Here is a 12,941-nt window from a genome sequence, read left to right on the forward strand (position 1 = left end):
GCAAGTAATGCCCCACTCATAGCATTGGGGCGAGCCATCGCCGGCCCAGCGGGAAGCCACCCGCGTCAGCGTCGCGGGGTGCGGAGGTGGCCGGTACCCGGCGATCGTTGCGCGGCCTCGTATTCGGCTTCGAGGGCTTCGACCTGCTCGCCGCGGGCGCTCAGCACGGTGGTGGCCCGGTCGTGGTCGAAGTCCTTCTCCCACTTGCCGATCACGATGGCGGCGACGGCGTTGCCGAGGACGTTGATGAACACGCGGCCTTCGTTGAGGATGCGGTCGATGCCCACGATGAGCGCGAGCGCGGCCAGCGGCATGTGCCCGACGGCGGTGATGGTGCTGGCCAGGACGATGAAGGCGCCGCCCGCGATACCGGCGGTGCCCTTGCTGGTCAGCATCATCACCCCGACCATGACCAGTTGCTGCTGCCAGCTCAGGTCGATACCCAGTGCTTGGGCCAGGAACAGCGAGGCCATGGTGAGGTAGACGGCAGAGCCGTCGAGGTTGAACGAGAAGCCGGACGGGATCACGATCCCGACCACCGGGCGGCCGATCCCCAGGATCTCCAGCTTCCGCACCAGTTGCGGCAGCACGGCTTCGCTGGAGCAGGTGGACAGGGCGACCAGCAGTTCGGCCTTGAGGAAGCGCATCAGCCCGAGCAGGCTCAGCCTGCACACCCGCATGATCGCCCCGAGGATCACCACGACGTAGAGCACGCAGGTACCGAGGAACAGCAGGATCAGGTAGCCGAGTTGCTGCAGGCTCCCGGCGCCGTAGGTGGCGACGACGGTCGCGAGCGCGCCGAAGGTGCCGATCGGCGCCAGCCGCATCACCCAGCCGACGATCCGGAAGACCACTGTGGACAGAGCCGAGATGCCGCTGGTGAGTGGCGCGGCGGACGGGCCTGCCATGTTGAGCGCGACGCCGAAGACGATCGAGATCAGCAGGGCCGCGAGGATGCCGTCACCGGTGATCGCGCCGAACAGCGATTCCGGGATCAGGCTGGAGACGAACCCGGTGAAGGAGGCGTGCTGCTCGGTGGCCGAGGCCGGGACGGCGCTCGCGTCGAGGGTGGCGGGGTCGACGTTCATCCCGGCGCCGGGCTGGAACACGTTGGCGACGAGCAGGCCGATCAGCATCGAGAGCAGGGACAGCACCAGGAAGTAGCCGATCGACTTCGCGCCGATCCGGCCGGCCTTGCGCAGGTTGTCCATCGAGGCGATCCCGGTGGTGACCACGCAGAACACCACGGGGATGACGATCATCTTGACCAGCGCGATGAACCAGTCGTTGAGCGGCTTCAGGTTCTCCCCCACCCCGGGGGCGGCCAGTCCGACCGCGACGCCCAGCACGGCGGCGACGATCACCTGGAACCAGAGCTCACCGAGCAGCCTGCGGAATCGGGAACGCCCGGGGCGGACCGGGCCGGCGTGGGACGACATCGTTGTTCTCCTTGGCACGGCGTTGTGTGGGGAGTGGTGCGACGGGGTCAGTGCAGGGCGCGCAGGACCCGGTGGAACGCGGCCTTCTGCTCGAAGCCGATGCCGGGGGTTTCGGTGAGGCCGACGTAACTGTCCTCGACCACGGCGCCGTCGGCGAACCCGCCGGTGGGCTGGAACTCGCCGGGGTAGGACTCGTTGCCGCCCAGCTTGAGCGCGGCGGCGATGTGCAGGGAGAACTGGTGTCCGCCGTGGGGGATGCACCGGCGTGAGGACCAGCCGTGCCGGGCGAGCATGTCCTGGATGCGCAGGTACTCGGTCAGCCCGTAGCCCAGCGCCGGGTCGAACTGGAGGTAGTCGCGGTCGGGGCGCAGGCCGCCGTAGCGGATGAGGTTGCGCGCGTCCTGCAGGGAGAACAGGTTCTCCCCGGTGGCGATCGGGCCGCGGTACTGCTCGGAGACGACGGCGTTGAGCCGGTAGTCCAGCGGGTCGCCGATCTCCTCGTACCAGAACAGGCCGTACGGCTCGATCGCCCGCGCGTAGTCCAGCGCGGTCGCCAGGTCGAACCGGCCGTTGACGTCGACGGCCAGGCGCGACCCGTCGCCGTCGAGCACCTCCAGCACGGCTTCGATGCGCTCGAGGTCCTCGGCCAGGTCCGCTCCCCCGATCTTCATCTTGACCACGCGATAGCCCTGGTCGAGGAAGCCTCGCATCTCGTCCTGCAAGTCGCGCGAGGTTTTGCCGGGCGCGTAGTAGCCGCCGGCGGCGTAGACGAACACCTTGTCGTCGGGGTCGCCGTCGCCGTAGCGGTCGGAAAGCCACCGGTACAGCGGCTGCCCGGCGATCTTCGCGGCGAGGTCGAACAACGCCATGTCCACCACGCCGACCGCGACCGAGCGCTCCCCGTGCCCGCCCGGTTTCTCGTTGGTCATCACCACGTCCCACGCGCGAGCCGGGTCGAGCTGACCGTCCTCGGCCAGCAGCGCGTCCGGGTCGGCGTCGAGCAGCCGCGGCACCACCCGGCGCCGCAGGATCTCCCCGGCGCTGTAGCGGCCGTTGGAGTTGAACCCGTAGCCGACCAGGGGCTCGCCGTCCCGCACGACGTCGGACACGACCGCGACGATCGAGCAGTCCATCGAGCTGAAGTCGATCCAGGCGTTGCGGATGGACGAGCTGATCGGCACCACGCCCTCGTGCACCGAGACGATCTTCATCGGCCTACCTCTCGTTGTAATTTATAAATTACGACGGATGGTAGGTTCGGGACGGCCGATGCACAAGGGCCGGTTGCGGCGAGGGAGCGACGCGAGCATGTTTTCCAGCAAGGGCGACGCGGCCTACGAGGAGTTGCGCGGCCGCATCCTCAGCGGTGGACTCGCCCCCGGCTCGCGGCTCGCCCAGCGCGACCTGGCCGACGAGTTCGGCATGAGCCTCACCCCGTTGCGCGAAGCGATCCGGCGGCTCAGCAGCGAAGGCCTGATCGATCTCGACACCCAGCGTGACGCCAAGGTCGCGGCCATCAACGCCACCGAAGCCCGCCAGCTGTTCGAGGTCCGGCTCTCGCTCGACCCGACCGCCGCGATGCTGGCCGCCGAGCGGCGCACGGACACCGACCTCACCACCCTGCGCGCCGCGGCCGCCCGGCTCGTGCCCGTGACCAGGACGTGGGGCGAAGAAGGGCTCACCGCCCACCGCGCCTTCCACCGGGCGCTCTACACCGCTTCCCACAACGACGTCCTGATCAGGATGCTCGACGACATCTGGGACAAGTCGGACCGCTACCGCCGCCTCGGACTCGACCTGCCCCCCGGCGACGAACCCCGCACCCGGGACCACCGCGAGCACCACGAACTCGTCGAACTCATCACGGCCGGGGACACCACCGGGGCCCGCGACCTCATGCACGCCCACATCGAACGCAGCCTCACGGCCACCGCCATCGCGGTACTCGAACAACGAGAACTGTCTTCCTAGCTACGCGAGTCAGCGTTTTCGATTCCCCAGCACCCTTCGAGCCGGGCCACCACCGCGGGCCAGGCACCCTCCGGGGAACCGGCGTCGAATAGCGGCTGGGGTCGCGAGTTGGGCGAACTTCGCCGCCTCTTCGCCGAGCAGGTGGGCGATGATCGCGAGGCCGAAACCGATTCCGGCGGTCACTCCCCCACCCGAAACCGGTTCCGATCGACGCACACCCGCTCGGTCGACACCTCGGCACCCAGCCGGGCCAGGTGCTCACGGGTGGCCCAACGAAGGCGCCGACCTGGACGGAGCCCGAGCAGCACTGGACGACCTCGGCCCGGTCGCGCACCGCGCACTGCGCAGCAAACTCCGCAGGACGACCAAGACCCCGCGGTGACGCGGGCGCCCGTGGTGCCCGCCCATGCCGCAAGGCAGACGCTCACGCCGCGAACCGATGCGCCGAACGCTCGCTCATGCCGAGTTGAGCATGTTCGACGCGGATGAGTCCGCTGGGCCGTCAGTGGTTCTGCGGCAAGTCGGACATGTCCAGTACGAAGCGGTAGCGGACGTCGTTGCGCTCCAGGCGGTCGAGGGCTTCGTTTACGCGTGCGGGCGGAAGGGAGTTCGATATCGGCGGTGATGTTGTACTGGGCGCAGAACTCCAGCATGGCGGCCGTCGCTGCCCGCGGAGCTCAGCTTCTTTCGTCCGATCAGCAGGTCGGTGACCGGGCCGAGGTGCCCGAGCGTGCCATCCAGCGCGACGAGCCCGAGGCAGGGGGCGACGTCGTGCAGCTGCGCGCATCTCAAGCGTGCTCATGCGGGCAATCCGTCCCCTATGTTCTCTAGCGGCTGTTGGTCGACAACCAGCGTCTTCAGCAACGAGTCGACACGCTGACCGAACAGAACAGACAGCAACGCCAACAACTCGAACGCGCCTACGCCGAAATCCGCTGATGACCCCATGAGCGGGGGTACACGTATGGCCGGTCAGGTCAATGGTTCGGGCCGATCTCCGGTGGTGCGGGCTCCGGCTCTTCATGCTCAGGTCTGCACTGCCCGTTCCTGGATGGCCAGCCAGGCCTCGTGCTGGTGGGCGGTCTTCTCCCAGAGCGCGGTCAGCTGTTCGGGTTCGATGTCGTCCAGCGGTATCCGGAACTCGGTCAGCGCCTCGGCGAACTCGTCCAGAGTGGACAACGTGCGTCGATCGGCGCCGTGCGGCCCGGTGCGGGTGATCGTCCGTGCGCGGAGGGCCAGCTCGTGGTCGTTGCGGTGGTGTTGAGCCACGAGCACCCTGACGAACGGGGAGTCTGCCGGCTTGTCCCGTGCCCGGTCGGCAAACTCGGCGAGTTCGCGCGGCAAGGTATGAAAATCGTAGGAGGACATCGTGCCCTGTGGATGATGGTGCATCCGCCACATTCCGGTATCGAGGCGCTCCATCCGGTAGGTCAGCCTCCCCTGCTGGTGCGCACCCTCCCGCAACGGCAGCGGCTCGAGGAACGCGTCCCCGATCCCCGTGTCGGCCACCCAGTGCTCTCCCTCGACATCCACCAGCAGGGCGATGTGGTTGCCCCATTGCCGATCGCCCCGGGTAGCGCGGAGCACCGCCGCTTCCACGATCGTCACGGTGAACCCGATCGCCCGTAGCAGCAGTGCGAGTGCGCCGTTCATCTCGTAGCAGAGGCCTCCGCGCCCGCGGCGCGCGAACTTGTCCGTCAGCGCGTCCGGTGTGAGAAGGACCGGCCTGCCGAGTTGGATGTCGATGTTCTCGTACGGAACATGCGTTCGCCACGCCCGATGCAATCCTCGCAGCGTGGCCAGATCGGCCCGGACGGGCTCGTGGTACTGCAGCCGGTCAAGGAACGCGTCGATCGTCATGCTTGGCTCCCTTCCTTGCCTCACTACTGACTATACAAGCTCTAATTTTAGAGTAACTCTAACATCATGGTTACTCTAGTACGCTGTCCGCATGACCGAACCGGTGGGACTGCGAGAACGGAAGAAGCAGCGCACCCGCAGGGCGCTGATCGAGACGGCGTACCGGCTCTTCGCACGCAAGGGCTACGACCAGACGACCACCGCCGAGATCGCCGCGGCCGTCGAGGTGTCCCACGCGACGTTCTTCAACCACTTCGCGACGAAAGAGGACCTGGTCCTCACCGATGACGGCGCGCAGATCCTGCGCACCGGGCTGAACGTGATCGCGGAACGCCAGTCCGGCGAAACGGCACTCGGCGTCCTGCGGCGCGCGATGTTCCGGATGCTGGCCGAGGCCGGGACAGGACTCCGCGACCCGGCCAGCGAGCTGGAGAGGATCCGGCTGGACCTGATCACCTCGGTACCGGCGCTGCAGGCGACGATGCTGCAGCGGGCATTCGACGCCCAGCAACAACTGGCCACCACACTCCGGCAGACCTACACCGACGAGCTCGACGACATCGACGCCGCCGCGATCGTCGGCGCCGTCACCGGAGCTGTCCTCGCGGCTGGACAAACAGCCCTGCGCACCGGTCAATCCCTCAATGCCGCGATGCAGCGCGCCATCGACATCGCAACCCAGCAACGGGAGTGACCACAGGCAACAGCGGTGCCTGCGATGGTGGATCGCCGCCTGACAACACCTGTCCAGCGCGCCCAGCCGACTGTCAGCGGCTGGTGCGCCGATGGTCAGCGTGCGCGGACAGAGTGCTGTTCACCGGAACAACACCTGACGGAGGCTCGATCTTGAACAGCACCAGCACCACCGGAACCCGCGGCGAACTGGACATCGACGGCCGCCGTCTGTCCTACCTCGACTTCGGCGGGCCCGGCCGCCCGCTGCTGGCCCTGCACGGCCACCTCTACGAAGGCCAGACCTGGGCGGAACTGGCCCGGGCGCTGGCGCCGCGGTGGCGGGTCATCGCACCCGACCAGCGCGGACACGGCGACTCCGACCGGACCCCCACCTACACCCGCGAGGATTACGTGGCCGACGCGATCGCCCTGCTGGACCACCTGGAGATCGAACAAACCGTGACCCTCGGCCACTCCGGCGGCGGCATCACCGCCTTCCAGATCGCTGCCCGGCACCCGCGGCGCGTGTCGGCCATCGTCAACGTCGAAGGCCCGCCCTGCGACCTCGACGACGGCCCCAGCGCACTGTCATTCGTGCTGTCACTGCCCTACACAGCGCCCGACCGGCAAGCGCTCCTCGACGCCATCGGCCCACTGGCGCCGATGCTCGCCGACAAACTACGCCCCACCACCGACGGCGGCTGGCGCCTGCCGTTCCACCCCCACGACACCATCGCCTCAGAACAGGCAACACACGGCGATCACTGGGCGGACTGGACCGCCACCGACTGCCCCGCCCTGTTCGTGCTGGCCCGCGACAGCCAGGTCCTCACCCTCGCCGAAGGCCGCGAAGCCGTCGCCCGCCGCGCCAACACCCACCTCGCCGAACTCGACGGCGACCACTTCGTCCACACCACCGACCCCCAGGGCTTCGCCACCGCCGTCAAGGACTTCCTGGACACCCTCGAGTAGCCGATCCCCAGCCCGACCAGGGCAGTCAGCGGCACCCGCGCCCGCCGGCGGGGTCGCGTCGGTCTCAGGCGGGGTGTTCCTGGCGTAGTCGGTCGCGTATCGAGGCTGCTGGCCCAGGCCGAGCCGGCGGGTCGCGGCGGTGTCGTGTCAGGGGCCGCGTCAGGGCGGTGGGGGTTCGGTGTCAGGACGGCAGGCGATCGTGGTTTTCGTGATCGGGTCACCGATCGCACCGAACCAGCACGGGAGCCCCGCCAGCGGGCACCCGGCCGAATCTCAGGAGAGCACGATGCAGACGTTCGACACCCCCGCGCCGATCGCCGCCGGGCAGGACCGCCCGGAGTTGCAGCGGGCCGTGCAGGCGTTCGTCGACGCCGGTTTCGCCGCGATGGAGTTGCGCGTGCACGACCAGCACGGCGACTGGGTCGGCCGGGCCGGGGTGAGCGAGCTGGGCGAGACCGCCGAACCGCCCGTCGACGGGCAGGTCTGGGCGGGCAGCGTCAGCAAGGCCTTCACCGCGACCCTGGTGCTGCAACTGGTGGCCGAGGGCCGGATCGAGCTGGACAGCCCGGTAGCCGAGCACCTGCCCGAACTCGGCCTGGACGCGCGGATCACGGTCCGGATGCTGCTGCAGCACACCAGCGGCCTGTACAACTACACCGGCGACCTCGACCCCGACGGCACCTTCGAAATGGGGCTTCCCTCGCAGGGCAAGGCGTGGGTGGACAACCGGTTCCACACCTACCGCCCCGAGGAGCTGGTGCGGTTCGCGTTGACCAAACCGGCGCGGTTCGAGCCGGGAACCGACCAGAGCTACGCCAACACCAACTACACACTGGCCCTGCTGCTCATCGAGAAGCTCACCGGCCGCTCCTACGCCGAACAAGCCCAGCAGCGGATCCTGGGACCGCTCAGCCTGTCGGACACCGTGGTCTCGGCCACCTCCCCGGAACTGCCCGGCCCGCACGCCCACGGCTACTACCGGTACGACGACGCCGGCGAGTGGAAAGTGACCGACGTCAGCCGCCAGAACCCCTCCCTGCTGGCCGGTGCCGGTGACCTCATCTCGAACGCCAAAGACCTCGGCATCTTCATCTCCGCCCTGCTCGGCGGCGAACTCCTGCCCGCCGAACTGCTGACCGAGATGCGCACGCCGCACGGCAAGTTCGGCCTCGGCCTGGGGCTGTGGGTGCAGGACCTCGGCGACGACGGCGGCACCATCGTCCACCACAACGGCGGCGCCCCCGGCGGCTACGGAGCCCTCATGATCAGCACACCCGACGGCACCAAGACCCTGACCGCCACCCTGACCACCGCCGACACCGACCCGGCCACCGTGTTCCCCGCCGCACTGGACAAACTCATCAAGGCCGTGTTCTGCGACGGGCAAACGGACTGAGCACCCGGACCGCGCCTGCTTGCGGTCGCACCGGATACAGCAGGCGCCACCAGGCCGCCGGAGTACGCGGTGCCCTCGCAAGGCTGGTCGGCGACCTGCTCAGTCGTCCAGGGGGTCCCAGTGGTGGGCGTAGCGGAGCAGTGACTGAGCCAGGTTCGGGTGGGTCGCCGCCCAGAGGGTGTCGAACAGATACCACTGCTGGTATCCGAACACATCGCTGCAATGCATGGACAGCTGCGCGAGGTGACGGCCACCCGGCTGGCCGACCTGGTCCGGCAACGGCCAGGACTCGTGCACCAGGTAGGCCAGCCGGTGGGGCGCCTTCGCTACGACCTCGTCGTCGAAGAAGAAGAAGAAGTAGGCCAGCTCCACCTCGTCATCGTCGGTCCGCACCCGAAGGCTGTGCTCGACGTAGAGGTGCCTGTGCAGCAGCACACGCAGTTCGCTGCTGCTCTCCGACCTCGCCGGAACCACGCCACCCCGGTCCGGTCGGGCACCCGTTCCGAACCGATGCCGAGGCCGGTGGTGAACCGAATCGGCGCCGGGGCGCGCGGGTTCTGGGACCGGTCATGCGGTGGCCGCCGGTTCCGCGTGCGCGTCCAGGAGCGAGCGCAGCGGCGCGATCAAGTGCTCCGGCACGCCCTGTGCGGCCGACGTGCTGACGATGTTCGTCAGCGCGACCCGCTCGACGAGCCGCCGCTCCTCGGAAACCGAGGTGTTTCCGGCCAGCATCGGCAGCACGTCGACCATCGAGTGCAGCCACGGCACCAGAAGATCCTCGGTGAACCGCTCGGCGGGCACGCCTTCCGTGCCCGCCATCGCGGTCGCGTGGAAGGCGCCGGCGAACATGCCGTACATGGCGCCGAGCAGGGCGAGGTCGTGCAGTGCCGCGAGGCCCGGGTCCGTGCCCAGGAACTTGCCGGTGCCCCAGGCGCCGAGCGGGACGGCCCACCGGTCGAACGCCTCGCGCGAGCCACTGTAGAGGATGACCGACTCGGGGCGACCGATCCCCTGCGGTATCGCCATGATTCCACCATCCACATAGGACACCCCGTGGGCCGAGGCCCACTCGGCGAGCCGGCGTGCGTCCGCGGCGGTCCCGTTGGTGACGTTGAGCAGGACCCGCCCGGACAACTGCTCCGCCACCGGCTCCAGCACCTCGCGCACGGCGGCGTAGTCGAGCACGCACACCACGACGAGATCCGCCTCGCGCACCGCGTCGGCCACCGTCTCGGCGCGCACGGCGCCCAGTCCGGCCAGCGCCTCCGCCTTGTGCGCCGACCGGTTCCACACGGTGGTCGGCAGGCCCGCCTTCACGAACGCCGTGGCGAGCGCCTGACCCATCGCGCCCAGCCCCAGAACTGTCATCGTCATCGGAATACCCCCTTCGTCGCACCGATCCTCGGCGGAGAAAGGGGAAGGCGGCAAGTACGCACAAAAAGGTAAGCGGTCAGTCCCGGAGGTGGGTCAGGCTCCACTCGGTGAGCGGCACCAGCGCGCCGAGCAGCTCCGAACCGGCGCCGGTCAGCGAATACTCGACGTGCAACACCGCGCCCGGGTGTTCCGTCCGCAGGCACAGGCCGTCCTTCTCCAGTTCGCGCAAGTGCGCGCTCAGCACCTTCTCGCTGATCCCGTCCAGCGAACGGCGGAGTTCACCGAAACGGCGTGGCCGCTCGGAAAGTTCCCACAGCAGGAGGACCTTCCACTTCCCGCTCAGCAGGCCCAGCACCGCGTCCAAGGCGCAGTGGTCATCCCCAGGTCTCGCCCGCACGCTTTCACCTCCGACTGGTTCGCGTCCTCTGCCAGGCTAGGCGTTCAGAACAGGGTCGCGGGCTCGATCGGCTCCGGTTCGGGTAGGGCGTCGAGGTCGGGCACCAGTGCTCGTACGTCGTCGTGGAAGCGCCGGGCCAGTGCTGGTGCGTCGTCGTTGTCGGGGGTGTGCACGAAAACCGTCGGCGATCGGCCCTCGCGCAGCCAGGCGGCGACCACCGCGATCCACGGCCGCCACCCCTCGACCGTTTCCTCGACCGAGTCCCGGCCCAGGTAGCGGACGATCGGCTGGTCGGTCAGTGCCCGCGTCCGCCGCGGCAGCCGCGGTTTCTTGGCCCAGGACTCCTGTTCGGCCTCACTGACCGGCGGACTCTGGAAGAAAACCGTGGTGTCGAACGGAACCCACTCGGCGTTCGCGTCGGCGAGCGCCCCTTCCAGCAGCGACGTCGAGGCGGCGTCGGTGAAGAACCCGGGGTGACGCACCTCCACGGCACGGCGGCGGCCGGCGGGGAGCCGCCGCAGGAAGCGGCCGAGAGCGTCGACGTCGGAAGGGCTGAACGAGCCGGGCAACTGGGTCCACAGGACCGCCCGGTCGCCGAGGGGTTCGATCGCGTCCAGGAACGCCCGCATCTCCACCTCGACCCCGGCGAACCGGCGCTCGTGCGTGACGACTTTGGGCAGCTTGACCACGAACCGGAAGCCGGGATCGGTCTGCTGCGCCCAGGTCGCGACGGTGTCGCGGGCGGGGGTCGCGTAGAAGGTGGTGTTGCCCTCGACCGCGTTGCACCAGCCGGCGTAGGCACGCAGACGCTCCTTGGCCGGAAGCGACTGTGGCACGAACCGCCCGGGCCACGCCTTGTGGGTCCACATCGCGCAGCCGACATGAAGACGTGCCACCGGCGTCCGCTCCCTTCGCTCACGAATGAATCTAACAGTTCCCCTCCACGGTCGCCGGAGTCGCGATGCGGATCACCGCGTTGGTGCCGTATTTCGGGGTCAACCGGCGGGGGATTCCAGCGGCCTTCCCGGCGGGAGATCGGGCACCTGCTGGGCGACCGAAGCACACGCGGGCACTTTGGTGTCACTGCGTGCGGGCCGGGATGATCCGCTGCGAAGTCCACCCGTGCCACGGTTCTCCGGAGACGCCCTCCCCGCATGACCGGCGCGGCTGGGTGAAGCGCACGAGGTTGCCGGAGGGGTCGAGGAAGGCGCAGTCTCGGGTTCCGTCGGGTTGGGTGATCGGTTCCTGCATCACTTCGGCGCCCGCTGCCTCGATGCGCTCGAAGGTGACGTCGCAGTCGTCGGTGAGGAAGACGAGCCGACGGCCGTCGGCTGGCGGAACCTCCTGCGCCTGCAGGGAAATCCGCACCTCCGGCTGAGACGGCGGGCTGACGCTCACGGCGTGTACCTCGAAGCCGAGCACGTCACGGTAGAAGGTGAGTGCCTCGGTCAGCTCGTGGACGGCCAGGACGCACGACTCGGAAGGCCGGTTCATCGCCGTTCCTGGGTGAGCAGGACCAGTTCCCGGCGCTGGAGGCGGCCCTGGTCGGTGTCGATGGCGATGTGGGTGATCTTCCCGTCGCCGATGGTGAAGGTGAAGACGGCCCTCGGCTGACCGCGGTGCAGCCAGACGGCCGCCGGAACGCCGTCGACCAGCGCGAGCCGGGCGGCCTGGGCCCGGCCCGCGAAGAACGACGCCACCGCGGGGGCGCCGCGGACCTCCAGTGCCACGGCGTCCGGATCGAGCAGTTCGAGCAGGGCGGCGAAGTCCCCGCTCCGGGAGGCGGCGAGGAAGGCCTCGACGATGTCCCGTTCCGCCGACCGGGCGGCCTCGGACGCCTCCGCCGCGCCCCGCACCCGGCGCCGGGCCCGGCTGGCCAGTTGCCGGGCGGCGGCCGGGGAACGGTCGATGACGGTCCCGATCTCGCCGAACGACACCGCGAAGACGTCGTGCAGGACGAACGCGAGCCGTTCGGCGGGGGTCAGGGTGTCCAGCACCACCATCAGGGCGACACCGACCGAATCGGCGAGCAGCGCCTCGTCCTCGGGGTCGGTCGAGCCGATCTCGGGGGCCGGCTCGGGCGGCAGCGCCCCGGCCGCTTCCTCACGCCGCGCCCGCCGGGCTTCGAGCATGTTCAGGCACACCCGGGCGGTGATCGTGGTCAGCCACCCGGCGAGGTTCTCCACCTGCCCGGTGTCGGCGCGGCTGACCCGCAGCCACGCCTCCTGCACCGCGTCCTCGGCCTCACCTCGCGAGCCGAGCATCCGGTGGGCCACCGCGTGCAAGCGACCCTGGTGCTCGGCGAACCGCTCGCTCAGCCACTCCTGCTCGACCATCGGTCACGTTCCTCCGTCTCGGCCTGTCATAGGAGTTGACCGGCGAACGCACGCCGATGTGACACCCGGCAGCACACATACACCCCGACAGAAGGAAAACAACATGACCAACCACGTGATCCCGACCCTGATCGGTATCCGGGACATGGAAGCCGCCAAGCGGTTCTACACCGACGGGCTCGGCTGGAAGATCAAGAACGACTACGGCGTCTCCGTCTTCTTCGAGTCCGGCAACGCCTCGCCCATCGGCCTCTACGGCCGCGAAGGCCTGGCCGAGGTGGTGGGCACGGACCCGGACGGCAGTGGTTTCAGCGGGCTGGTCCTCACCTGCGAACTCGAGGACGAGGCGCAAGTGGACGAGATGATGGCGCAGGCCGAGAAAGCCGACGCCACCATCCTCAAGCCCGCCGATGCCCTGCCCTGGGGCGGTTACGGCGGTACGTTCGCCGACCTGGACGGCTACGTCTGGCGCGTGGGCTGCAGCGCCCGGGGCAACGACCGGCCGACCGCGGACTGACCAC

At 69.1% G+C, this 12,941-nt stretch carries 14 protein-coding genes; 5 read left to right on the forward strand and 9 right to left on the reverse strand.

Going from position 1 to position 12,941, the window contains the following annotated elements; genetic code table 11:
- Positions 1–65: 65 nt before the first annotated feature.
- Entirely contained in the window at positions 66–1,439 is a 1,374-nt protein-coding gene (locus JOM49_RS34200; RefSeq protein WP_209668284.1) for a cation:dicarboxylate symporter family transporter, read from the reverse strand.
- Between the two features lie 47 nt (positions 1,440–1,486).
- Entirely contained in the window at positions 1,487–2,650 is a 1,164-nt protein-coding gene (locus JOM49_RS34205) for a mandelate racemase/muconate lactonizing enzyme family protein (RefSeq protein ID WP_209668285.1), read from the reverse strand.
- A gap of 97 nt (positions 2,651–2,747) precedes the next feature.
- Between JOM49_RS34205 and JOM49_RS34210 the strand changes: the two genes are divergently transcribed.
- Entirely contained in the window at positions 2,748–3,410 is a 663-nt protein-coding gene (locus tag JOM49_RS34210; RefSeq protein ID WP_245369566.1) for a GntR family transcriptional regulator, read from the forward strand.
- Positions 3,411–4,436: 1,026 nt separating this feature from the next.
- Here the strand turns inward: JOM49_RS34210 and JOM49_RS34215 are convergent.
- The gene (locus JOM49_RS34215) at positions 4,437–5,270 is read right to left on the reverse strand and encodes an arylamine N-acetyltransferase family protein (protein ID WP_209668287.1); all 834 of its coding nucleotides are present in this window, start codon (positions 5,268–5,270) and stop codon (positions 4,437–4,439) included.
- Between the two features lie 91 nt (positions 5,271–5,361).
- On the opposite strand from JOM49_RS34215, the gene JOM49_RS34220 reads away from it, so the two are divergent.
- The 3 genes from JOM49_RS34220 (at position 5,362) to JOM49_RS34230 (ending at position 8,313) form a co-directional block, all read left to right on the forward strand.
- Complete coding sequence (locus JOM49_RS34220) at positions 5,362–5,964, forward strand: TetR/AcrR family transcriptional regulator (RefSeq protein ID WP_209668288.1); 603 nt, start codon at positions 5,362–5,364, stop codon at positions 5,962–5,964.
- 152 nt (positions 5,965–6,116) lie between these two features.
- On the forward strand, positions 6,117–6,917 hold the full coding sequence (locus JOM49_RS34225; RefSeq protein WP_209668289.1) for an alpha/beta fold hydrolase: 801 nt from the start codon (positions 6,117–6,119) through the stop codon (positions 6,915–6,917).
- 286 nt (positions 6,918–7,203) lie between these two features.
- Positions 7,204–8,313 carry a serine hydrolase domain-containing protein gene (locus JOM49_RS34230; RefSeq protein ID WP_209668290.1) on the forward strand — a complete coding sequence of 370 codons (1,110 nt, stop codon included), beginning with the start codon at positions 7,204–7,206 and terminating at the stop codon, positions 8,311–8,313.
- A 99-nt stretch (positions 8,314–8,412) separates the two neighbouring features.
- Here the strand turns inward: JOM49_RS34230 and JOM49_RS34235 are convergent, their stop codons facing one another.
- From JOM49_RS34235 to JOM49_RS34260, 6 genes are all read right to left on the reverse strand, one after another.
- Positions 8,413–8,787, reverse strand: coding sequence for a hypothetical protein (locus JOM49_RS34235; protein ID WP_209668291.1), 375 nt, complete (start codon positions 8,785–8,787; stop codon positions 8,413–8,415).
- Positions 8,788–8,880: 93 nt separating this feature from the next.
- Entirely contained in the window at positions 8,881–9,687 is an 807-nt protein-coding gene (locus JOM49_RS34240; RefSeq protein WP_209668292.1) for an NAD(P)-dependent oxidoreductase, read from the reverse strand.
- Between the two features lie 76 nt (positions 9,688–9,763).
- On the reverse strand, positions 9,764–10,084 hold the full coding sequence (locus tag JOM49_RS34245) for a winged helix-turn-helix transcriptional regulator (RefSeq protein ID WP_209668293.1): 321 nt from the start codon (positions 10,082–10,084) through the stop codon (positions 9,764–9,766).
- A 44-nt stretch (positions 10,085–10,128) separates the two neighbouring features.
- A complete protein-coding gene (locus JOM49_RS34250; protein WP_504740024.1) occupies positions 10,129–10,980 on the reverse strand; it encodes a DUF72 domain-containing protein in 852 nt (283 codons plus the stop codon).
- A gap of 184 nt (positions 10,981–11,164) precedes the next feature.
- The gene (locus JOM49_RS34255) at positions 11,165–11,578 is read right to left on the reverse strand and encodes a VOC family protein (RefSeq protein WP_209668294.1); all 414 of its coding nucleotides are present in this window, start codon (positions 11,576–11,578) and stop codon (positions 11,165–11,167) included.
- On the reverse strand, positions 11,575–12,420 hold the full coding sequence (locus tag JOM49_RS34260; RefSeq protein ID WP_209668295.1) for a sigma-70 family RNA polymerase sigma factor: 846 nt from the start codon (positions 12,418–12,420) through the stop codon (positions 11,575–11,577). The genes JOM49_RS34255 and JOM49_RS34260 overlap by 4 nt, the downstream gene beginning before the upstream one ends.
- A 103-nt stretch (positions 12,421–12,523) precedes the next feature.
- Here JOM49_RS34260 and JOM49_RS34265 point away from each other — a divergent pair, with 103 nt between their 5' ends.
- Complete coding sequence (locus JOM49_RS34265; protein ID WP_209668296.1) at positions 12,524–12,937, forward strand: VOC family protein; 414 nt, start codon at positions 12,524–12,526, stop codon at positions 12,935–12,937.
- Positions 12,938–12,941: the final 4 nt, after the last annotated feature.

Origin of the sequence: Amycolatopsis magusensis, from assembly GCF_017875555.1 — a bacterium.
Classification (GTDB): Bacteria; Actinomycetota; Actinomycetes; order Mycobacteriales; family Pseudonocardiaceae; genus Amycolatopsis; species Amycolatopsis magusensis.

What these genes read in the sequence shown, in the direction of transcription:
- JOM49_RS34210 (WP_245369566.1), top strand. Translation starts at nt 2,748, where the DNA reads ATGTTTTCCAGCAAGGGCGACGCGGCCTACGAGGAGTTGCGCGGCCGC.
- JOM49_RS34240 (WP_209668292.1), bottom strand. Translation starts at nt 9,687, where the DNA reads ATGACGATGACAGTTCTGGGGCTGGGCGCGATGGGTCAGGCGCTCGCC.
- JOM49_RS34265 (WP_209668296.1), top strand. Translation starts at nt 12,524, where the DNA reads ATGACCAACCACGTGATCCCGACCCTGATCGGTATCCGGGACATGGAA.
- JOM49_RS34215 (WP_209668287.1), bottom strand. Translation starts at nt 5,270, where the DNA reads ATGACGATCGACGCGTTCCTTGACCGGCTGCAGTACCACGAGCCCGTC.
- JOM49_RS34230 (WP_209668290.1), top strand. Translation starts at nt 7,204, where the DNA reads ATGCAGACGTTCGACACCCCCGCGCCGATCGCCGCCGGGCAGGACCGC.
- JOM49_RS34220 (WP_209668288.1), top strand. Translation starts at nt 5,362, where the DNA reads ATGACCGAACCGGTGGGACTGCGAGAACGGAAGAAGCAGCGCACCCGC.
- JOM49_RS34200 (WP_209668284.1), bottom strand. Translation starts at nt 1,439, where the DNA reads ATGTCGTCCCACGCCGGCCCGGTCCGCCCCGGGCGTTCCCGATTCCGC.
- JOM49_RS34260 (WP_209668295.1), bottom strand. Translation starts at nt 12,420, where the DNA reads ATGGTCGAGCAGGAGTGGCTGAGCGAGCGGTTCGCCGAGCACCAGGGT.
- JOM49_RS34255 (WP_209668294.1), bottom strand. Translation starts at nt 11,578, where the DNA reads ATGAACCGGCCTTCCGAGTCGTGCGTCCTGGCCGTCCACGAGCTGACC.
- JOM49_RS34205 (WP_209668285.1), bottom strand. Translation starts at nt 2,650, where the DNA reads ATGAAGATCGTCTCGGTGCACGAGGGCGTGGTGCCGATCAGCTCGTCC.